Annotated in this window: 21 protein-coding genes; 9 read left to right on the top strand and 12 right to left on the bottom strand. The window is 33.3% G+C overall.

Annotated elements, in window-relative coordinates:
* Positions 1 to 60 precede the first annotated feature (60 nt).
* Entirely contained in the window at positions 61 to 1170 is a 1110-nt protein-coding gene (locus HUE88_RS01535; RefSeq protein ID WP_194370424.1) for a multiheme c-type cytochrome, read from the top strand.
* Here the strand turns inward: HUE88_RS01535 and HUE88_RS01530 are convergent.
* Positions 1167 to 2054, bottom strand: a complete 888-nt coding sequence (locus HUE88_RS01530) for a diguanylate cyclase (RefSeq protein ID WP_194370421.1) — start codon at positions 2052 to 2054, stop codon at positions 1167 to 1169. The genes HUE88_RS01535 and HUE88_RS01530 overlap by 4 nt on opposite strands.
* 102 nt (positions 2055 to 2156) lie before the next feature.
* On the opposite strand from HUE88_RS01530, the gene HUE88_RS01525 reads away from it, so the two are divergent.
* Genes HUE88_RS01525 through HUE88_RS01515 form a run of 3 tightly spaced genes read left to right on the top strand, consistent with a single transcriptional unit; the run spans position 2157 to position 7412 of the window.
* Complete coding sequence (locus tag HUE88_RS01525) at positions 2157 to 5663, top strand: ABC transporter substrate-binding protein (RefSeq protein ID WP_194370419.1); 3507 nt, start codon at positions 2157 to 2159, stop codon at positions 5661 to 5663.
* A complete protein-coding gene (locus tag HUE88_RS01520) occupies positions 5632 to 6750 on the top strand; it encodes a hybrid sensor histidine kinase/response regulator (RefSeq protein ID WP_194370417.1) in 1119 nt (372 codons plus the stop codon). Before HUE88_RS01525 ends, HUE88_RS01520 begins: the two co-directional genes overlap by 32 nt.
* A complete protein-coding gene (locus tag HUE88_RS01515) occupies positions 6738 to 7412 on the top strand; it encodes a response regulator transcription factor (protein ID WP_194370415.1) in 675 nt (224 codons plus the stop codon). Before HUE88_RS01520 ends, HUE88_RS01515 begins: the two co-directional genes overlap by 13 nt.
* Here HUE88_RS01515 and HUE88_RS01510 read toward each other — a convergent pair.
* Genes HUE88_RS01510 through HUE88_RS01500 form a run of 3 tightly spaced genes read right to left on the bottom strand, consistent with a single transcriptional unit; the run spans position 7369 to position 10122 of the window.
* A complete protein-coding gene (locus tag HUE88_RS01510) occupies positions 7369 to 8373 on the bottom strand; it encodes a dipeptide epimerase (protein WP_194370413.1) in 1005 nt (334 codons plus the stop codon). The genes HUE88_RS01515 and HUE88_RS01510 overlap by 44 nt on opposite strands.
* Positions 8370 to 9500, bottom strand: a complete 1131-nt coding sequence (locus HUE88_RS01505) for a DUF819 family protein (RefSeq protein ID WP_194370411.1) — start codon at positions 9498 to 9500, stop codon at positions 8370 to 8372. The genes HUE88_RS01510 and HUE88_RS01505 overlap by 4 nt, the downstream gene beginning before the upstream one ends.
* Positions 9493 to 10122 carry an N-acetylmuramoyl-L-alanine amidase gene (locus tag HUE88_RS01500; RefSeq protein WP_229860117.1) on the bottom strand — a complete coding sequence of 210 codons (630 nt, stop codon included), beginning with the start codon at positions 10120 to 10122 and terminating at the stop codon, positions 9493 to 9495. Before HUE88_RS01500 ends, HUE88_RS01505 begins: the two co-directional genes overlap by 8 nt.
* A 106-nt stretch (positions 10123 to 10228) precedes the next feature.
* On the opposite strand from HUE88_RS01500, the gene HUE88_RS01495 reads away from it, so the two are divergent.
* Together HUE88_RS01495 and HUE88_RS01490 are read left to right on the top strand one after the other, a co-directional pair.
* Positions 10229 to 10606, top strand: coding sequence for a hypothetical protein (locus HUE88_RS01495; RefSeq protein WP_194370407.1), 378 nt, complete (start codon positions 10229 to 10231; stop codon positions 10604 to 10606).
* Between the two features lie 10 nt (positions 10607 to 10616).
* The gene (locus HUE88_RS01490) at positions 10617 to 11360 is read left to right on the top strand and encodes an exonuclease domain-containing protein (RefSeq protein ID WP_194370406.1); all 744 of its coding nucleotides are present in this window, start codon (positions 10617 to 10619) and stop codon (positions 11358 to 11360) included.
* Here the strand turns inward: HUE88_RS01490 and HUE88_RS01485 are convergent.
* Entirely contained in the window at positions 11357 to 12499 is a 1143-nt protein-coding gene (locus tag HUE88_RS01485) for a Na+/H+ antiporter NhaC family protein (protein WP_194370403.1), read from the bottom strand. The two genes, HUE88_RS01490 and HUE88_RS01485, sit on opposite strands and share 4 nt — an antisense overlap.
* Between HUE88_RS01485 and HUE88_RS01480 the strand changes: the two genes are divergently transcribed.
* Positions 12498 to 12758 (top strand): hypothetical protein, encoded by a 261-nt coding sequence (locus HUE88_RS01480; protein ID WP_194370401.1) that lies wholly within the window; start codon positions 12498 to 12500, stop codon positions 12756 to 12758. The genes HUE88_RS01485 and HUE88_RS01480 overlap by 2 nt on opposite strands.
* Here HUE88_RS01480 and HUE88_RS01475 read toward each other — a convergent pair.
* Positions 12741 to 13364, bottom strand: a complete 624-nt coding sequence (locus HUE88_RS01475; RefSeq protein ID WP_194370399.1) for an acyl-CoA acyltransferase — start codon at positions 13362 to 13364, stop codon at positions 12741 to 12743. The genes HUE88_RS01480 and HUE88_RS01475 overlap by 18 nt on opposite strands.
* A 59-nt stretch (positions 13365 to 13423) precedes the next feature.
* On the opposite strand from HUE88_RS01475, the gene HUE88_RS01470 reads away from it, so the two are divergent.
* Positions 13424 to 14110, top strand: coding sequence for a L,D-transpeptidase family protein (locus tag HUE88_RS01470; RefSeq protein ID WP_194370397.1), 687 nt, complete (start codon positions 13424 to 13426; stop codon positions 14108 to 14110).
* Between the two features lie 5 nt (positions 14111 to 14115).
* On the opposite strand, the gene argS is transcribed toward HUE88_RS01470, so the two are convergent.
* From argS to HUE88_RS01440, 6 genes are all read right to left on the bottom strand, one after another.
* On the bottom strand, positions 14116 to 15711 hold the full coding sequence (gene argS / locus HUE88_RS01465; protein ID WP_194370395.1) for an arginine--tRNA ligase: 1596 nt from the start codon (positions 15709 to 15711) through the stop codon (positions 14116 to 14118).
* A gap of 3 nt (positions 15712 to 15714) precedes the next feature.
* Positions 15715 to 15951: a twin-arginine translocase TatA/TatE family subunit gene (gene tatA / locus HUE88_RS01460; RefSeq protein WP_194370393.1), complete on the bottom strand. Its 237-nt coding sequence runs from the start codon at positions 15949 to 15951 to the stop codon at positions 15715 to 15717.
* An 81-nt stretch (positions 15952 to 16032) separates the two neighbouring features.
* Positions 16033 to 16659: a guanylate kinase gene (gene gmk, locus HUE88_RS01455; protein ID WP_194370391.1), complete on the bottom strand. Its 627-nt coding sequence runs from the start codon at positions 16657 to 16659 to the stop codon at positions 16033 to 16035.
* Entirely contained in the window at positions 16659 to 18221 is a 1563-nt protein-coding gene (locus tag HUE88_RS01450; RefSeq protein ID WP_194370389.1) for a DNA topoisomerase IV, read from the bottom strand. The genes gmk and HUE88_RS01450 overlap by 1 nt, the downstream gene beginning before the upstream one ends.
* A 49-nt stretch (positions 18222 to 18270) precedes the next feature.
* Entirely contained in the window at positions 18271 to 19035 is a 765-nt protein-coding gene (gene fliR, locus HUE88_RS01445) for a flagellar biosynthetic protein FliR (RefSeq protein ID WP_194370387.1), read from the bottom strand.
* A 34-nt stretch (positions 19036 to 19069) separates the two neighbouring features.
* Entirely contained in the window at positions 19070 to 19714 is a 645-nt protein-coding gene (locus tag HUE88_RS01440) for an ABC transporter ATP-binding protein (RefSeq protein WP_194370385.1), read from the bottom strand.
* A gap of 146 nt (positions 19715 to 19860) precedes the next feature.
* Here HUE88_RS01440 and HUE88_RS01435 point away from each other — a divergent pair, with 146 nt between their 5' ends.
* Complete coding sequence (locus HUE88_RS01435) at positions 19861 to 20850, top strand: hypothetical protein (RefSeq protein WP_194370383.1); 990 nt, start codon at positions 19861 to 19863, stop codon at positions 20848 to 20850.
* The last annotated feature ends 12 nt before the right edge of the window (positions 20851 to 20862 follow it).

Here is a 20862-nt window from a genome sequence, read left to right as displayed (position 1 = left end):
AACATAAATTTAACAAATACTATTGTAACATTCCACAAATATTTAAATAAAGGTTTTTAAATGAAAATATTGTCTCTAATTTTTCTTTTCTCTCTTTCTTTAGTTGCTAATGATGCTGTTCACGAGTTTGCAAAAAGTGAAGAGTGTCAAGCTTGTCACACACAAATATACAGTGAATATTATGGTTCTATGCATGCGAATGCCACTCCGGATAAAGATGTTATTCACGGAGCCGTTTGGGCAAAACATCCGGCAAATATAAAGGCTAACAGATACTTATGCGGGAAGTGCCACACTCCAGCTGCTAACGACCTAGATAAAATGATGACAAAAGGTGAAGTAGCACCTGCTGATGTCAATAATGCGACCCACCAAGAAGCTATCAGTTGTGCATATTGTCACCGCATAAAAAGTATAGAGTTGCATGCAGATAGCAATACAAATATTATTGATAAAACTCCAAACAAATACTACGCAACCAAAAAAAGCGGACTTGACTCGCCGTTTCATAAGATTGAAACAGAGTCTAATGAGCATATGAGAAACGGTAATGTATGTATCGGATGCCATTCACACAGGATGAATTCACACAATCTTAACGTCTGCTCTACAAACATAGCAAATGAGATGGATGGTGCAAACTGCGTTAGTTGTCATATGCCAAAAGTCAAAGGGAGTGTTTCAACTATTAATAAAACTAAAACTCACTCTTTTCACGGTTTTGCGGGAAGCCATTTTAACTCTGAGATGTTAACTCAATATGTAGATTTGTCAATTTTGAGAAATATAGACAACTTTATTGTAAACATTGATAACAGGACTTCACATGCTCTTTTACTTCACCCGATGCGTTTGGCACTTTTAAAGATTAGCGTCAAAAGAGACAATGAAACTATAGAGCTTGAAAAAGAGGTTTTTGTAAGAGTGTTGGGCAAAGACGGCAAGCCTGCTATGCCATGGATTGCAGATACAACTCTCAAAGACACAATGATTCAAGCAAACGAAAAAAGAGCTGTTAAGAGAGAGTTTAAACTGCTTAAGGGGGATAGAGTAGATGTTGTTTTAGGGTGGTTTTTAGTAAATCCAAAAGCTGTTAAAAACTTGGGTCTTGATAAAGAAGAAGTTGCAACTAAATTTAATGTGTTTAAGAAACAGAGTTTTGATTTCTAGTCTCTAAACACAACTTTATTTCTTCCGGAGCCCTTCGCCTCATAAAGGGCGGAGTCTGCTTTTTTCAACAACTCATCTAAACTTTTCATATCAGAAGAGGCTTTAGCCAGCCCCTCACTTATAGTAAACTTTATACTTTTTTTGTCATCTGATAGAACCTCAAGAGACTCTATAAGCTCTCGTATGTTTTCAATATGGGATTTTATTAGCTCCTGTGATGGTGAATTGCATATAATAACAAACTCTTCACCTCCCAATCTTGCAAATATAGCTTCGGCTCTTATATTATTTTTTATTGTAGTTGCAACAAGTTTTATAACCTTGTCTCCGGTTGGGTGTCCGTACATGTCATTGATAGGTTTAAAATTATCAATATCAATCATAACTGCATACAAATCATCTGCTTTGTCTTTAAACTTTTCATTTGCTAATTCAAAAAATTTCCTTCTATTATATACTCCTGTCATAGAGTCGTGAGAAGCGATGAATTCTAAATTATTTATAAGTTCTTTTACTTTTAACTGTGTTTTTACCCGTGCTAGAAGTTCTCTTGGTTTAAAAGGTTTTGTTATGTAGTCAACCGCTCCAACGTCATAAGCTTTCTCAATACTCGCTTCATCCGTTTTTGCTGTTATAAAGATAACCGGTATATTTGCACTTTTAGCATTTGCTTTTAGGATTTCACACACTTCGTACCCATCCATATCCGGCATCATAATATCTAGAAGTATTAAATCTATATCATCTTCGTTTACAATCTCTAATGCACTTTTACCATCTAGAGAGACCATAACATCATACTCATCGCCCAAAAGCTCAAGTAAAATATCTATATTCGTCTCTGTGTCATCAACTATTAATATTGTTTTTTTATTATCTTTCATATATATATTATAATCAATTTGAGTCTCAAAAAAGTCTTAAAAATCAATTTGAGACTTTTTTGAGACTCATTTGCGCTAAAATAACATACATAAAGGTTAATATTGAAAAAAATTATATTTTTACTACTACTGTCAACACTTCTTTTTTCATCTGTAGAAAAAGTGACTGTGCAACTTGAATGGAAACATCAGTTTGAATTTGCAGGATTTTATGCAGCTTTAGAAAAAGGGTACTACAAAGATGTGGGTATTGAAGCTGAAATAAAAGAGTTCAACAATAACATAAGCATTACGGATGATGTTCTAAACGGCAAAGCAGCCTTTGGTGTCTCCTCCTCTTCTCTTATTTTAGAGAGATTAAAAAACAAACCTGTTGTTTTACTTGCTTCATATTTTAAACAAAATGCTTTGGCTTTAGTAACCAAACCTGATATAAAAAAACCCGGTGATCTTAAAGATAAAAAAATAATGGCACTCTCATCCGAGATGGAGCGCACCAGCTTAGGTGCTATGCTTAAAGATAGTAATATAGAAAAAAGTGACTACACTTTGGTAAATCACAATTTTGGTGTTGATAAATTTGTAAATGGCGAGGTTGACGCCATGAGTGTTTTTATAACTTCACAACCATTTTTATTAGATACTTTAGGTGTAAAATTCAATATATTAAACCCTTCAGACTATGGAATATACTCTTATGACGTCGAACTTTTTACAAGTGAAAAATTTGCAAAAGAGCACCCTCTAATAGTAAATAAATTTTTACTGGCAACAAATAAGGGGTGGGAATATGCCCTGAATAATAAAGAAGAAATCGTTGAGTTAATATATAACAAATATTCAAAACAAAAAACTAAAGAGGCTTTACTCTACGAAGCTCATAAAACTGAAGATCTTTTTAAAAGAAATATATTTCAAATTGGTGCTGTTGTACCTGAGCTTATAAAATTAAATATTGACATGTATAAAAAACTCGGTCTTGTAAAAAAGGATGTTGGTGTTTCAGATATCTACATTAACTATTTTTTAAAAAAAAATAAAAGTAGCCTATCCCAATACAATTTTACAAAAGAAGAGTTGTATTTTTTAAAGAAACATAAAATTATAAAAGTCGCAAATGTTTCGAGTATCGCTCCATATGATTTTTATAAAAATGGCAAACCACAAGGTCTTTCAGTTGACTATATGAATCTTTTAGCCTCAAAAATTAATTTAAAGACAGTATATAAAACCGGGCATTGGAATGAACTTCTAAATAGTGTAAAAAACAATGAAATAGACATTATGCTAGATATTGCAAAGACAAAAAGCAGAGAGGAGTATTTGAATTTCACCTCATCATACACTGATACCTTGGATACTTTATATGCTAAAGAGGGTTCGCCATATAAATCTCTTTCAGATTTAAATAACAAAACTTTAGCAATATCAAAAGGGTTCTATCAAGAGGAACTTATCAAAAACTTATACCCGAACATAAAAATACTTTTAGTAAAATCACCTGTGGAGGCCTTAAAGGCAGTCGCATATTCTGAAGCTGATGCGACGATAGGTAATTTTGCTATATATAATTTTTTAATTGCCGAGCACACCATAACAAATATAAAACCAATATTTGAGGTAAAAGAAGACGGGTTTAGCTTAAAGTTGCATTTCGCCACCCACAAGAGTAACACGACTCTTTTAAATATACTGGAAAAAGTAAAATCAACAATACCTGAAGATGAGATAATCAAACTAAAGGCAAAATGGCTATCCAATACACAAGAAGATGAGAAAATCAATTTAACAATAGAAGAAAAAAAATATTTAACAAATAAGAAAAAAATAACTATATGTATCGACCCGGAGTGGATGCCATTTGAGAGCTTTAAAAAAGGGAAGCATGTGGGACTTACGGCAGACTATTTTAAAATATTTCAAACTAAAATAGAGACTCCGTTTATTCTACTTAAAACACGTACTTGGAGTGAGTCTTTGGAGTTTGCCAAGCAAAGAAAATGTGATATTTTATCTCTTGCAATGGCAACCTCAAGTAGAAAAGAGTATCTAAATTTCACATCACCTTATCTGAGTATCCCTCTTGTTTTGGCGACTAAGAGCGATGTGTCGTTTATTTCAGATTTCAGCACTTTAACAGATCAAAAACTAGGCATTCCGACAGGATATGCATTTGTAGAGATACTTAAAGATAAATATCCAAACCTAAATATAGTAGAAGTGAAAAATATAAAAGATGGTCTTACTAAAGTTAAAGAAGGGAAGTTGTTCGGTTATATTGGGACACTTGCCAGCGTTGGGTATATGCTTCAAACCGAGTTTACGGGCGAGCTTAAAATTGCCGGCAAGTTTGATGATAAATGGACTTTAGGTGTTGGTGTCAGAAATGATGACAAAATACTTTTAGAAATATTTGAAAAAATAATCCAAAGCATTAAAGAGACTCAGCATAGAGAAATACTCAATAAATGGATCTCCATCAAGTATGAAAATATTGCTGATTATAAGTTAGTTTGGAAAATTATTTTTATTTCAATTATTATATTGTTGATTATCTCATTTTGGAATAGAAAATTATCAACCCTAAATATAGCCCTGAAAAAAGCAAAAAACAAGGCAGAAGAAGCAACACTGACAAAATCTAATTTTTTGGCAAATATGTCACATGAGATTAGAACTCCGATGAACTCAATTATAAGCATGGTCTACCTGATAGAGCAGACCAAACTCAACGAGATGCAAAAAAGATATATTAAAAATATACAAACTGCTTCAAACAGCTTGCTAACGCTGCTTAACGATATTTTAGATTATTCAAAAATTGAAGCAAAAAAGCTAGAGCTTGACAACAGTGATTTTAATCTAATTGAACTACTTGATAATATTTCAAACATTCTAAAAATAAAAGCTGATGAAAAAGGTTTAGATTTTAAAATCGATTATGACAAAGATGGCTTTATTCATCTGCATGGAGATTCTCAAAGACTTTCTCAAATACTCACTAATCTGCTCTCAAATGCTATCAAATTTACAGATAACGGAAAAGTCGAGTTGATTGTAGAACAGTTAGACGGAATATTTAGATTTTCGGTCTGTGACACCGGAATCGGATTAACGCAAGAAGAGATAGATAAAGTTTTTTTATCATTCACGCAAGCCGATACAAGCACGACAAGAAGATATGGCGGAACCGGACTAGGTCTAAGCATCAGCAAACAACTTGCAGAACTTATGAATGGCAAAATCTGGGTTGAAAGCGTAGTAAATCAAGGAAGTAAATTTATATTTGAAGTGCCACTAGAGAGAAGTGATATCACAGAGAAGAAGAAAACTTTTTCTGATAATGCGGTAAATATTTCTGAGCTAGGCATCACAAGTGAAAAATTGGCATATGATGATAGCAAAGAGCTATTTAACAAACTTGAAGTTGCAGTTGCCTCAAGAAGACCTCATCTTTGTGAACCGATTATTCAACAGATGCAAAACTCTCATTTAAGCCAAGAAGATAAAGAACTTTTTGAAGAGATAAAAAAACTAGTAAATAAATATAAATTCAATGAAGCGAAGGAGTTGCTACATGCAAAAAAAACAGACAATCCTAATAGTTGACGATACAAAAGAGAACATTGATGTGCTTATGGAACTGCTTTGTGAATTTGACCTAATAACAGCATTGGACGGTCAAACTGCCTTAGATATAGTTAATGCAGAAGAGAATATTGACCTTATACTTCTTGATATAATGATGCCTGAGATGAATGGATTTGAAGTATGCAAGATATTGAAAAACTCTTCCAAAACCAAGCATATACCAATTATATTTTTAAGCGCAAAGAGTAAACAAGAAGATACCCAAAGAGGGTTTGAGCTTGGAGCGGTAGACTATATAACCAAACCTTTCAATCCAAATGAGCTTATCTCTCGCACCAATACACACCTTAAACTAAGAGCCTATGAGAAAAATCTAGAAAAAAGAGTAGCAGACGAAATTGCAAAAAACAAGCTAAAAGAGCAGATGATATACCAGCAGTCAAAACAGGCGGTGCCAGGTGAACTTCTTATGCATATCGCATATCAATGGAAGCAGCCTTTGGCAACCTTGGGCTCAATAAATCTTCTCAACAAACTAAAACTAGAAGCAGATAGCTCTGCTGACAACAAAGAGCTAATAAAGTCTGTTAAAAAATCTGAAGAATTGATTATGTTTATGTCAGACACCATTGAAACTTTTAAACATTTCTACCAACCATCACATGTAGATAAGAATTTTTTAATTTCCGAATGTATTTTGGATGTTTTATCTATTATTGAAGCAACCTTCTATTTTGACAATATTAAAATATATATTATTTCCCATGAAGAAGAAGAAACCTTTGGTAATAGAAATGAGTTTTCACAAGTTGTTTTTTCTATTTTAAATAATGCAAGAGAAATCTTTAAAATAAGAGGGACAAAAGATCCGGAGATTCACATAGCAATAGAAAACAAGAAAATATCTATTCGTGATAATGGAGGAGGAATAGACGAAGATCTTATTGATGACATATTTTTGCCATTCGTAAGTAGTCACAACAGAGCTGGAACTGGTCTGTACTTATCTAAAGAGATAGTTGAAAAAAACAGTGGAGTAATAACCGCTTCAAACACCAATGATGGCGCAAAGTTTACAATTGAGTTTATAACATGGATAATCTAAGCGGGTTAAATTTACTATTTTTAGAGAGCAATGAAGAGTTTGCAAAAAACATAACTGAGTTTTTAAATATCTACTTTAGACAAGTGTTTCATTCTAGCTCTATAAAAAATGCTCTTAGTATTCTTGCTGACAATAAAATAGATGTGATAATAACTGATGTGAAACTTTCCGATGGCAGCGGTTTAGAGTTTATACAAAATATTAGAAGAAATGGCAATAACGTACATATAGTTATTCTTAGTGCTTTCAAAAACGAGGAGATTTTACTTCAAGCGATACCGTTAAATTTACTCTCGTATGAGATAAAACCAATTAGCTACGACAATTTTATGTCACTTCTTGAAAAAATATCACATGTATTTGAACCTAAAGGAATTGTTTGCTTATCTAGTAAAATAAAGTATGACACCAGAAAAAAAGAGTTTATACTTCATGACAAAACAATAGCATTGACAAAAAAAGAGATACTCTTTATAGAGCTTTTATTGAAAAACAACACTGAGATTGTAACTCATGAAATGATTCAAATAAATGTTTGGCAAAACAAACAAATGAGTGACTCTGCTATAAAAAATCTTGTCTTGAGACTGCGCAAAAAAATTGATGCTGAATTTCTTACTAATATTGCAGGTGTTGGTTATAAATTATCTCACAGCCTTTAAACTCAAAATCAAGCTCACTTGAGGGCTCTTTATAAAGTAGAGGGCTGTCTAAATCTATATATTTAACAACATCTCTGTATGCCATTGCTAAATGCAAAGCAATATTTATAGAATACGGACCTTCGAGCATAGAGCCTAACATACATATAACATCATTTTTTCTAGCATACTCTAAAATCTCTACTGCTTTTGTCACCCCTCCGCACTTCATAAGTTTTATATTTATCATATCTGCACTTTTAGACTCTATGACTTTTTTAGCATCCTCTAGTGTAAACACTGATTCATCTGCAAGTATTGGTATGTGTGAATACTCTGTAATCTTCTTTAAACTCTCTAAGTCCGAAGCGACTACGGGTTGCTCTATGAGTTCTATATTTACACCTTTCATGGCATCTATAAATCTTAGTGAATCGTTTAAGCTCCATGCCTGATTTGCGTCTACTATTATCTCTACATAAGGGAGCTCTTTAGATATTGTTTTTATTACATGTATAGCATGAGTTATATCTTTGCCTAATTTTACTTTGAGTATTGACATATTCTCTGCATAAGCTTTTTTTGCATCTTCTAGCATAACATCCATGGAATTTAAACTTATTGTTACATCTGTTTTTAGGGGGCTCAAATCTGTTGTATTAAAATACTCTATAAAAGTTTGCTTTTCTTTTTTTGCCTGTAGAGAGACATAGGCCATATCAAGAGCGGCTTTTGCACTTGAGCCTATAATATCAAAATTTATAAAATCTCTTTTTACGCTATTAATAGAGTTTAAAATATCTTCAATACCCTCACCTGTTATAGCCTTTGTTGCTGGAGCTTCTCCTATGCCGACCAAACCATTTTCAAGCTCTACATGTACTCTTACAAACTCTACATGTGAAGTTTCTCTAAGAGCAGTTTTAAATGGTGTTTTTAACTCTATATATTTAACTTCTGTAATTATTTTAGCTATCTTCATTTTGCAAGTCCAATTAAAATATTTCCAACAACCAAGCCGCCAAAAGTTCCAATAATATATCCCATAATTGCCATTAAGACTCCAACACTAACAAGTGCCTTGTTGTAAGTTGCTGCAAGTATCGGAGCAGAAGCGACTCCCCCAATGTTAGAGAGTGATGCTATGGCGATAGAGAAGAGGTCAAGCTTAAATATTTTAGCCCCTATAACCATTATGATTGCATGAACTACTAAAATCATAAAACCTGCAAAAACATAATAACCGACATCAGTGAAACTATCAAAAATTGCATGTGAGCCAATGAGCGCAATAAGAATATAAAGCATAGTAGTTGCGACTTCGCTAGAGCCGTTTATATTTTTTAGTTTTGTAAAAGAGCCTAAAATTCCAAAAATTGTCGCAATTATAACAGTTGTGGTTGTATAGTTTAATATTTGAAATTTATAGGCTATTGTATTTACAAAGAGTGCGACTCCGATTGATAAAAACACAAAAAGCCAGTACCTTTTTGCCCCAATATTACAAGCACAACCTATCTCTGCCAAATAAGCAGTGCTTTGCTGTGATAAAGTAAAGTTATTAAAATAAGAGGCGAATGGGACCAAAAATAGCAAAAACATAACCCATATTGTGTAGTTAACACTATCAACAATTAGAGCAAATCCAAATGCAACATCACTTACATTTAGAGCTGAACCGACGGCAATCATATTGGCAGTTCCTCCCATCCAACTACCGGCCAATGCTCCAAAAGCAGATGCCATATCTTGGTTAAAATTGAAAACTAAAGAGACAACCACAAAGGAAAAAGCTAAAGATAAAACTGCTAAAACATATGAAATAAGCAAAGAGCGTCCAAGCTTGAAAAAGTGTCTGAAATCAACTTGCAAGAGCATTAAAAACAGCATTGCAGGGAGAAGATTTTTTTTTGTATTTTTATATATCTCATCAATGTGTTCATTTTGCTCGAAAACTCCCATACCTGCTAAAGTCATGCTAAAAGCGTAAATCATAACAACTGCCGGAACAAACTTAAATATTCTAAATTTTGTTTTTTGCTCTAGCAGACTAAAAAAAGTTGCAACCAAAGCAAGTGCAAAAAGGTATATAAGGGGTGAACTAATCACATGGTGCTCTTGTAAAATAGTCTAATTTACCAAATAAATCATCCATAAATCTTTTTGATGGATCATCTTTTTTTGTTCTATAACCTTTGTCCTTTTCAAGCCATAGATCATCACCCTCAAAACATCTATACTCATAATGACCTATAACATACCTAATGCTTGCGTATTTTTGTTGCAAATATTTTATAATCTCTACATTTGCTTCAAGTTGTGCCTCTGTTAGGTTATCTATAGAATTCTCACCACCAACATTTTCAATCCCTATTGAGTTGTAGTTTAGTCCTATAACGTGCCGCGCCATATACTTTAGCGGCATAAGTTGATGTATGGTGCCATCTCTTTCAACCATAAAATGTGTAGACACATTCACGCTAGTACTTCCATTGTCTAAATCGGGCCTATCACTTGGGAGTCGTTCATCCGTAAATCTTCCTAATGATTTTTTATAATCATCTATGGCAGTGTGGTGCACAACTACTATTTTTGGAGTTATATTTATGTTTTTTGCATCTATCCCGTAGTGAGTTTTAATATACTCTTTCGTAAGTTGATACCTAAATTTTGTAAATTTTATTGGTGTTTGTCTAATTTCTATCGCAGACAAGAGGATACTTAAAGACACTAATAATAAAAAGGGTTTATGCACAAAAGAGTCCTGTATTTTTAAAAGTGTAACATAATTAACTGCATTTATGCAGTCTTAATACGAAAAAATATAATATACAAGTATGATTAGCAATGAGATAAAGAAGCAAAGATTAATGTCAGAACCACTCAGCGAGAATGCGCTTAAGTTGGCTCGTGGTTTGTATAATACTTATATTACATATGATGATTTTGATATGAATATAAAGTTTACGACTTTCTTCAAACTTTTAAATCTTCATCCTTGTACAGATTCAATAAGAGATATTAGAAATCTGCTAGAAGAGTTAAATGAACCGTTGGCTGTTAAAAACTTTGAATTTCAAGGTAAGACGCACCAACTAAAATTTATTCAATTTTGCAACTATGAAATTGGAGAAGAAACCATACAAGTTAGGTTAAGTCCAGAGTATTTACATGCTCACGATAAATATATGTTAGACACATTTTTAAATAGTTAAGGGAAAATATTTGGCAAAAAGATACATAATTTTAGATACGGAAACAACAGGTACTGGGGATTTGGACAGGGTTATTCAGCTAGGGTATGTAGTTCTAGGAGAAAAAATAGTGGAGGTGCAAAACGAGTTTTTTAGCTCTGACGTTCCCATTAGTTTTGGAGCTATGGAAGTTCATGGAATAACTCCAGATTTGATTGAAGGAAAACCTACATGTAAAGACTCTGCATCTTATAAAAGACTTCAAGAGTTAAATATAGCAGACAATTATATGATTATTCATAATGCCCCATTTGATTTGGGCATGCTTGAAAAAGAGGGTTTTAACACTCAAATGAAAGTAATAGACACACTAAGAGTTGCAAAGCATATTTTACCTGATGAAGATGCTCATAGACTTCAATACTTTCGTTACAAGATGGAACTTTACAAAGAAGAGCAAAAAGAGGCTGACGCCTTAGGTATTGTTGTTAAAGCTCACGATGCGATTGGTGATGTTCTGGTTTTAAAACTGCTACTCAGCAGACTTAAAGATGAAGTATCTAAGCAATTTCCAGGTGAAAATCCTGTTGAGAAAATGGTTGATTTAACAAATACACCAATTCTTGTAAAATCATTTAGATTTGGAAAACATAAAGGTAAAACTCTTCAGGAGGTAGCAACTAGTGATGCAGGCTACTTAAGATGGATGTTAAGCTCTATGGAAAATCTAGATGAAGATATGAAATATTCTATAAACTCTGTTTTAAGTTCTTAAACTATACTAAAAACCACAAACAAAATCAAAGCAACTGCTCCACTTATCAAAGCGTAAGGGAGTTGCGTTTTTACGTGCTCTACGACATCACACTCCGTAGCCATTGAAGATATAATCGTCGTGTCTGATATTGGTGAACAGTGATCACCAAATACACCGCCTGATATCACAGCACCGATACAAAGAGCTACATCTGCATCCATAGCAACTGCCATTGGAACCGCGACAGGAATCATAATACTAAATGTTCCCCAACTTGTTCCCGTTGAGAATGCCATAATTGAGCTAAGTAAAAATATAACAGCCGCTAAAAGATATACACTTAAAGTATCGCTCACTAAAGATGCTAAGTACAAACCTGTTTTAAGCTCACTAGTAACCTTTCCTATCGCAAATGCTAGCAAAAGTATAGATGCTATTGGAATTAACTTTTTAGCCCCTATAAGGGTAGTTTTACTCCACAGCGACATAGTCATATTTTTTGTACCAACATAATGAACAAGAGTAAAAAGCAATGTAACAATCATTGTATAAAAAATGGAACTCGAGCCACTACCTTTTGTTATGTTTCCATTACCTGTTATATATAAAAAAATAAATACTAAAAAAACCATTAATACTATTGGCAAAATCATGTAGTACATGCTAGAAACTTTACTGTTTTTACTTTTTTGTTCTTCTAGATGTACATATTTACTGTGCTTCATAGCTCCAATATCTATACTAAACCATATTGTTAAGAATGTCACCACTAAAGCACTCATTGCATAGAAATTATAAAATACAGAGTCTATTAAAATATCAACTGCATTTTCATCTATCATACCAAGTGATATTTGAGTAGATATTAAACCAAGTAAAAGTGCCCCCCATCCATTTAATAATAATAATGAACAAACTGGCGCTGATGTTGAATCACAAACATATGCTAACTTTGCACGAGGCACTTTGTAATTATCACAAAGTTTCTTTCCAACTGCACCCGATATAAGTGCCGTAATAGACGACTCAATAAAAATAACAACACCTACGATATAACTTAACATTAGTGATGAGCGAGCAGATGTTACAAAAGCCTTTTTATTCTGTATAAACTCTATAAAACCCTCAATTCCGCCAGACTTTTCAACCAAAGCCATGATACTTCCAACTAAAATAGCAAAAGCCAAAGTTTTAAGTATCCATGCTTCTGATAGTAGGGAAAGAAAAAGTGAATATGTAGATTCAAAAGATGTAGCTAAAGCGAAGTTATTTAATACCAACACCCCTAAAACTACACCTCCAAAAAGAGACAAAAGAACATTTTTAGAATATAGGGCTAAAGCAATAGCCAAAAAAGAAGGAAGAAGAGAAAGTGCAGAAATTTCTATGTTAAACCAATCAAAATTCGTATGCTAATAAAACAAAACCTGCTCTACCAAACTTTTCTCTATATAATTCACACTCTTTTTGTTTAACTTCTTTGAATCCAAGTTTTTTGTAGTAAAGTAAAGTTTCCAAAGAACCTATTTCTACTACCGTTTGAGCTATCCTATAGCCTTTTAGTCTTGCGGTAAGAAGGCTCTTATGCATCAATGCTTTTAAAACACCGACATCTATAAAACCTTCTAACTCTTCCATAAAATCAAAGATTAGAGTCCTTGTGTTGATATCAAAATTACAATAATTAAGTATCTCTTCATACTCGCTGTCCTCACTATCAACACCTATCTCTTTTAGTGCATCGAAGAATGACTCTCTTGTTGATATTCTTGGCTCATAGCTACAAAGAGATCCTACACTTTTACCATCCATCTCGGCAATTAAAAAGTTAGTATAGTGGCAACTGCTTTTTGCTACTGTTGTTGTCAATTTTTCTAAATTCGCTAAAGTATCTTTATCATTGTTTGTACCAAATATTAAATCATATATACAAATCTTTTTTCCAGCTCTTGAACTTTGTAAAATCATCTGTGCCAAAAATGCCGCATCTTCACTGGTCGCTTTTCTTATTATTATGCTCATCACCCTATCCATATATAAATATTAATCTGTTTCATATTTTAGTAATAGTAACATACTTTATGGTAAAAAGTTTCTTAATTGTAATAAGTATTCAAATATTCTTGTTTTCTAGTGAACAGATAATTTTAGTTGTTAGTAATGATTTCAATTCAAGCGTTGCTAGCTTAAGAACTTTTGAGGATGGAAAAAAGGTATTTAACTCTTTCAAAGTCAATATTGGAAAAAATGGTCTTGGATGGGGAATTGGAAAAATAGCCCTAAAACAGGAAGATTCAGAGCCTGTAAAATATGAAGGAGACAAAAAAGCGCCAATTGGAATATTTGCACTTGACTCAACTTTCGGTTATAAGAAAAATGAAAACCTAACGATGAAATATCTTCATGCAACAAAAGAATTAATTTGTGTAGATGATTCTAATTCAGGCTACTATAATAAAATAATCAATATAAAAGATGAAAAACCTAAAAGTTTTGAGTATATGAAGAGAGATGATAGTCAGTACGAGTTAGGTGTTGTTGTAGCTCATAATCCAAAACAACTCAAAAATAGAGGTTCTTGTATATTTCTACATGTTGAAAAAGCTAAAGATGAACCAACTGCAGGTTGCACCTCTATGAGTTTGCAAAACATGAAAAAGATTGTTAGTTGGCTAGATAAAAGCAAAAATCCGATTCTTATTCAAGTTCCAGAGTCTAAGCTAAAGCAGATAAAAGAGTTGTATCCTGAGTTGAAACTTGATGAGTGAAGAGGCTACTCTTCCTCTTTACTCATATAATCTTTTGCAGCTATCCCCATAAGAGATAAACCTGTTTTTAGTGATAGTCCCACAACCATAAGAAGCTTCAGAAGTTTCGCTTCATCTTGTGTTCCTATAATTCTGCAGTCGTAGTAAAACTTATGCAAAGATGCAGCAAGTGATTTTAAATAATCAGGAAGTTTTTGAACCTGTCTTGAACTAAAAGCATCTTCTACTATTTCAGGCAGAAGCAGTGCATCAAATAGCAAAATATCTGCATTCTCTTCTAGATTTTTTAAAGTTGCCGACATAATCTCTTCTTCACTCAAGTCACTCTTAGCAAGTATTGTTTTAATCCTTGCATGTGCATATTGAATATAAAAAATAGGGTTTGAACTGTCTTGTTTTTTAAACTCTGCCAAGTCAAATTCTAAGGCCGTATCGCTCTTTTTAGATGCAAAAATAAACCTGAGTGCATCAGAACCAATCTCTTCAACAATATCACTCATTAGAATGACGTTACCTGCACGCTTACTCATCTTGTATGGCTCACCATCTTTAAGAAGGCTAACCATCTGAGAAAGAAGTGTTTCGAGCTTATTGCTGTCATAGCCTAAATACTCAATAGCAGCATTTACACGAGGAATATAGCCGTGATGATCAGCTCCCCAAATATTGATATAGTGATCATACCCACGCTCAAATTTTTGATTGTGGTAAACTATATCTCCTGCCAAGTAAGTTGGACGGCCATCTTCACGTACAACAACCCTGTCATTATCATCGCCCTTGGCTTCAGATGCTATCCATACTTTATCATCATTTTTATAGATACCATCACCCATCTTGACCATAACTCTATCCCAGTCATTATATAGAGATGACTCATTTACGAATGTATCAAAGTGAATGTTTAAGTTTGCCAAAGAATCAATAACTATTTCCATTACACCATCTTTAGCCCATAATGCAAGTTCTTTATAGCGAGACTCATCAGTAAAGATCTCCTTACCAAACTTCTCCATTGCACCTTTTGCTAATCCCTCTAAATAATCACCACGATAGTAAGACTCAGGGTACTCCACTGTTTCGTTAAGAATATTTTCACGAGCATAAAGAGCAATCGAAAGACCAAGTAGGTCTATTTGATTACCAGCATCATTTACATAATACTCAGCTGTAATATCGTAACCCAAGTGCTTTGCTAATCTGTAAAGAGTATCTCCATAAACAGCTCCGCGAGCATGGCCTATGTGAAGAGGTCCAGTTGGATTAGCACTAACAAACTCTAAAAGAATTTTTTCTTTTTTCTCTTGTTTTGCAAACTCTGATTCATTATCAAGTGCCCAAGTAGCATATTCACTTAAAAAGTTTTCACTAAGGCGAAAATTCAGATAACCTTTTACTGATTCAACACTGCTAAATATTTCTGATTTATCAAAAGAAGATGCTAGCTCTTCAGCAATTTTCATAGGAGACTGTCTAAGTTCCTTCGCTAAAGAGAAAGCTATTGGGGTAGCAAAATGGCCAAAAGAGCGATCTTTTGGCTTCTCTAAAACAACTTCACGACCAAACTTTTCGCGCAAAAGCGCCGATACTCGTTGTTTCAAGGTCTATGCTTGTGTAGTGTTTTTTGGAGCTTCTGTAGATGCAGTTTCTTCGCTGCCTTCTACTTTTTTTGGAGCTTCTGTAGATGCTGTTTCAACTTCATCTATTTCTTTCATTTCACTTTTAAAGTTCTTGATCCCTTTACCAAGACCTTTTGCTAAGTCAGGTATTTTTTTCGCACCAAACAATAGTACTACGATTGCTAATATTATTAATAGTTCTGTTCCACCAGGCATTCCCATGCATATTCCTTTTGTAAATTAAAGTCTAGAATTGTATCTACTATTTGCTGTAAATTCTCTTATCAAATAAATATATTACTGTTATAGGTCTATATTTTCCCATTTTTGCACAAATTCATTTATTTCATTATCTGGAATCTTGAGTCTTGAGGCTTTGGCAATTGTTCTTAAAATCTCTGCTGATTCCTTGAGGTTATCATTAATTATTAAATAATCATACTCGCTAATTCTCTGAATCTCTTTTTTTGCCATCTCAAGACGGCGCTGTATAACATCTTGAGTGTCAGTGGAGCGATCTTGCAAGCGTTTTCTCAGTTCTGACAATGTTGGAGGAGAAATAAAAACTGAAGTAGAAATATCCCCTAATCTATTGTTTACTAACGTATTTCCTTGAACATCAATGTCAAATAAAACTAATTTACCTTCACTTAAAGCTTTTTTAACAGGCTTTAGTGATGTGCCGTAGTAGTTTCCATGCACAAAAGCGTACTCTAAAAAACTATCTTCTTCTATGTCTTTTTTGAACTCTTCTTCAGTTACAAAGTGATAATGTACGCCATTTTCCTCTCCATTTCTAATAGCCCTAGTTGTTGTAGATATAGAGAAGTAGCATTCACCGATATCATTTATAACTTCATTCAACAATGAACTTTTACCTGCTCCGCTTGGACCTGAGAGTACTAAGATTGCGCCTGTATTATTATTCACTACTTGTCACCTAATGTTATATTAATATTTATTTTCATACCTTTTAATGAAGCTGCAACATCTTTATCTGAAAGAGCTTTAAGCAATTTTTTTAAAGCTTCTACTCCGTCATTATTCTCCAAAGAATTAGTCACTTTTTCGTCTACTTCCTCTTCTTCCGAGCTTAATTCAGACTCTACCTCTATTTCTGTACTTTGAGCAGGTTCAACAACACTCTCTTCTGAAACTTCCTCACCAATCGCCATTTTTATATCTCTGCTTGTTATGGAGTCTATGCTAAATAAAATATCTTCATCAATTTCACTTTGCAAATCCTCTTCACTCAACTCATCAACAGCATTTTGTATCTTGACTTCAAGATCTTTTGCTTCATCAAGTCCTAGCTCTTCTTCTGGCTCTTCGATTTCAAGCTCATCTTCAAGTTCTAACTCTTCTTCTGGTTCTTCAAGTTCAAGCTCATCATCAAGTCCTAGCTCTTCTTCTGGCTCTTCGATTTCAAGCTCATCTTCAAGTTCTAACTCTTCTTCTGGCTCTTCGATTTCAAGCTCATCTTCAAGTTCTAACTCTTCTTCTGGTTCTTCAAGTTCAAGCTCATCTTCAAGTTCTAACTCTTCTTCTGGTTCTTCAAGTTCAAGCTCATCTTCAAGTTCTAACTCTTCTTCTGGTTCTTCAAGTTCAAGCTCATCATCAAGTCCTAGCTCTTCTTCTGGCTCTTCGAGTTCAAGCTCATCATCAAGTCCTAGCTCTTCTTCTGGCTCTTCGATTTCAAGCTCATCTTCAAGTTCTAACTCTTCTTCTGGCTCTTCGATTTCAAGCTCATCTTCAAGTTCTAACTCTTCTTCGGGCTCTTCGAGTTCAAGCTCATCATCAAGTCCTAGCTCTTCTTCTGGCTCTTCGATTTCAAGCTCATCTTCAAGTCCTAGCTCTTCTTCGGGCTCTTCGAGTTCATCATCCATCTCTAGAAGACCTTCAATCTCTTGAATATCATCTTTATCGAGAATACTCTCCCCTCTTTCTTCATCAAAATCATCTAACTCATCAAAATCAAGTTCTTCTTCTTCATCATCTTCTAAGCTATCCAAATCATCTAATTCTAGTTCTTCTAGATTAACAACTTCTGCTCCAATATTTATTTCATCGTCTTCGTCAATTTCATCCAAATCATCAAGACCATCAAAATCAAATTCATCACCAGTTTCATCTAGTGAATCCAATTGTATATCCCCTTCATCTTCTATATTCTCTTCTTCTTTTCCTAAAACTGCAAATAGCTCAACTAAATCTGTTGGTAAAAAAGGTTTTTTTAAGATTGAAGTAAAACTCTCTACTTTTTGGGCATCTTTAACGCATAAATATAAAGATTTACTATATACTATTTTATCGTTAAGCTCTTGCATAATTTCTTCACTATATTTAGCGTCATCAACCACTAAAAGATCATAATTATTAGACTCTATTTCATCTACGTTGCTAACAACATCCAGCTCATCGGAAGTCTTCTGTGCACTTAGTGTAACTAGCTTATTAACTACTGGATTATCATTTAAAAGTAATATTTTCATTACATGTTCCCTCTTGGAAGCTCTTTTGCCATTATTGTATCAAAAAAAACTAAAAAAGTATCTCTAACAGATTAAAAGCTTCTTGCATTTGCGTCTTTAAAATAAGCATTGTTGCACTGAATGTTACTATCAATACAACGAACGAGACCATAATTTTTATTGGAAAACCAATAACAAGAAGGTTGAACTGAGGCATAGTTTTCATTAGCATTCCAAAGATCACATCTGCCAATAAAGATAGAGCAATGATTGGAAATGCAATCATAAAACCAACCATAAACATATTGGATGTTGCTTTGATAATGTAGTTAAAAAGATTTTCACTCATTAAAAAACCACCCAGAGGAATATTCTGTAAAGAGCTATCAACAAAAAGAAGTACCCAGTGGTGCATGTCTATTACAAATAGAACCATTAGTGCCATAAGGGAGAGAAATTGTGAGATAATAGGCATTGATATACCAGACTGCGGATCAATTGCACTTGCCATTGAAAAACCCATCATAAAAGATATCTGTCCGCCGGCAAAGGTTATAACATTAAATGCAATTTGGAGCATCAGTCCTACTGCCAAACCAAAAAACAGCTCGCTTAATATTGCCATTACAATACTTGGTACTGTTATTGGTATTGCTAAAGGTGGCATAGATGAGTAAAAAACAATTGCAAAGAAAAAAGCCATTGCAGCTCTTAGCGTAATAGGAATACTTTGGTGAGAGAATATCGGAACAGCCATAAAAAGAGCGGCAAATCTAAAGAATAGAAGAATGAATCCAACTATGTAAGCATCGCTGAAAACTTGTGTCCATGCCATTATTAAAGCTCAAATAATCTAAATTTATTAAACATTACTTTAGTAACTTTAATTCTTTATTGTGCACTCTATATACTTTGTGACATCTGTGAGCAAGCTCTTCATCATGAGTCACAAGTATCATCCCTGCACTGTTTTTATTGATATACTCAAAAAAAATGTCCATGACATCATTTGCAGTAGCTTTATCGAGATTACCAGTTGGTTCATCAACAAATAAAATACGGGGTTTTTTTGTTAAAACTCTAGCTATTGAGACTCTCTGCTGCTGTCCTCCGGAGAGTTCTGTAACTTTTTGATTTATTGCATCTAAAATATTAAGTTTTTTTAGAAGTTCATCATCAATATTTTGACTTGAAAGCATTGCCGCTACTTCAAGGTTTTCTAAAGCGCTAAAGCCTTTAAAAAGATAGTGAGATTGAAAAACAAGTCCAAGCTCATCTCTTTTTATTTGAGATAATCTTTTCTTACTCATTTTTAAGACATCTTCACCAAAAATAGATAATGAACCCTCATCAGGAGTCAAGAGTGTTGATAAAATATTAAGCAGTGTGGATTTTCCACTTCCTGATGTGCCAATTATTGCTATAGACTCTTTTTCGTTCAACTCTATACTAACATTAGAAAATAATTGATACTCAAAGGTATGTGATAAGTTTTTTGCAGATAATAAATTCATACATGGATTATAGCAAAGAATGAGTACTATATATATAATTTTAAATGAAACCGTACGCAAATTTTATTAAATTGATTTCCACACCGCTAACGTAAAATGTACCAAAAAAAAGTATATAATAATATTATTATTTTACCTGGAGATTTATGTTAGAAACAAAATATAAAAATATAAAAATAGTTGCAGAAGAGCTAAAAAGTGCAGATATACTTAGTAGTATAATCGAGCATTTAAAAGCACATTACGATATCATACCTACTATTCACTCATCAAAGGAAATATTTAATGAGCTTAATAGTAGTGAACTCTTTTTGCTCTACCTTAGCGATGATGAGATTAAGATATTTTTTAAAAATCATTTAAACATAGGTATAAAAATTGGAATAATTCCAAATCACACTTCTCCCAATACTATAAGAAACTATGCAATATCTAAAGATATTTATGAGGCTATTGATGATGCTTTTAATGATGAACTTTTAAGCAAAGTGGATATACTCAAGTGTAATGAAAACATAGCTTTAAGCCGTGTAATTATCGGTGATATGCATGGTATGAATAGACTTGATTTTAATGAGAATAACATATGGAATAAAATAAAAATATTTTTTCGAAATTTAATAAACCTAGAGTTCAAAAACTATACACTTACTACGTCCAAAGATCAAAAAATAGAAACGGTCGCATCAGGAATAACAATACTTGAGCATACTATCACAGGTGAAAATTCAGCAATAAGCGATGAACTCTCAATTCATGATGGAAAATTAAATGCTTTTGTTTTGGCGCCGACTTCACTTTTATCGTACATTTGGTACCTATTGTCAATATTTATTTATCAACGAGTTTCAATAGCAACTTTGCCAAAAAGTTTAGGTTTTATACAAACTTCTAAACTTACAGTTTGCTCAAACCAACCAATAGATTACATGCTTGACAACAATTTATTAAGTGCAAAAGAGCTTGAACTTGAAGTGTTGCAAGATTCTATAAATATACACCTAGGAAGAGTTTTACTTCAAAAAGTTAAAAATGATGATAATCATATAGAAGAGAAAGATATTGTTCATCTGAGTACTTTGCCAAGAGGTGAATTAAGTAGTATTCTTATAGGTGGTAAACTCCCCCTTTTTTAAAAAGCTAGTGAT

Source organism: Candidatus Sulfurimonas baltica, from assembly GCF_015265455.1.
GTDB lineage: Bacteria > Campylobacterota > Campylobacteria > Campylobacterales > Sulfurimonadaceae > Sulfurimonas > Sulfurimonas baltica.
Note: the sequence above shows the minus strand (reverse complement) of the source record. Positions and strands in the feature narration are given on the sequence as shown.

Coding starts and splice junctions, on each gene's coding strand:
- HUE88_RS01510 (WP_194370413.1), bottom strand. CDS start 8,373: ATGAAGATAGCTAAAATAATTACAGAAGTTAAATATATAGAGTTAAAA.
- HUE88_RS01475 (WP_194370399.1), bottom strand. CDS start 13,364: ATGAGCATAATAATAAGAAAAGCGACCAGTGAAGATGCGGCATTTTTG.
- HUE88_RS01515 (WP_194370415.1), top strand. CDS start 6,738: ATGGATAATCTAAGCGGGTTAAATTTACTATTTTTAGAGAGCAATGAA.
- HUE88_RS01530 (WP_194370421.1), bottom strand. CDS start 2,054: ATGAAAGATAATAAAAAAACAATATTAATAGTTGATGACACAGAGACG.
- HUE88_RS01495 (WP_194370407.1), top strand. CDS start 10,229: ATGATTAGCAATGAGATAAAGAAGCAAAGATTAATGTCAGAACCACTC.
- tatA (WP_194370393.1), bottom strand. CDS start 15,951: ATGGGAATGCCTGGTGGAACAGAACTATTAATAATATTAGCAATCGTA.
- HUE88_RS01440 (WP_194370385.1), bottom strand. CDS start 19,714: ATGAATTTATTATCTGCAAAAAACTTATCACATACCTTTGAGTATCAA.
- HUE88_RS01480 (WP_194370401.1), top strand. CDS start 12,498: ATGATACTTCCAACTAAAATAGCAAAAGCCAAAGTTTTAAGTATCCAT.
- HUE88_RS01520 (WP_194370417.1), top strand. CDS start 5,632: ATGCAAAAAAAACAGACAATCCTAATAGTTGACGATACAAAAGAGAAC.
- HUE88_RS01435 (WP_194370383.1), top strand. CDS start 19,861: ATGTTAGAAACAAAATATAAAAATATAAAAATAGTTGCAGAAGAGCTA.
- HUE88_RS01485 (WP_194370403.1), bottom strand. CDS start 12,499: ATGGCTTTGGTTGAAAAGTCTGGCGGAATTGAGGGTTTTATAGAGTTT.
- HUE88_RS01470 (WP_194370397.1), top strand. CDS start 13,424: ATGGTAAAAAGTTTCTTAATTGTAATAAGTATTCAAATATTCTTGTTT.
- fliR (WP_194370387.1), bottom strand. CDS start 19,035: ATGGCATGGACACAAGTTTTCAGCGATGCTTACATAGTTGGATTCATT.
- HUE88_RS01535 (WP_194370424.1), top strand. CDS start 61: ATGAAAATATTGTCTCTAATTTTTCTTTTCTCTCTTTCTTTAGTTGCT.
- HUE88_RS01450 (WP_194370389.1), bottom strand. CDS start 18,221: ATGAAAATATTACTTTTAAATGATAATCCAGTAGTTAATAAGCTAGTT.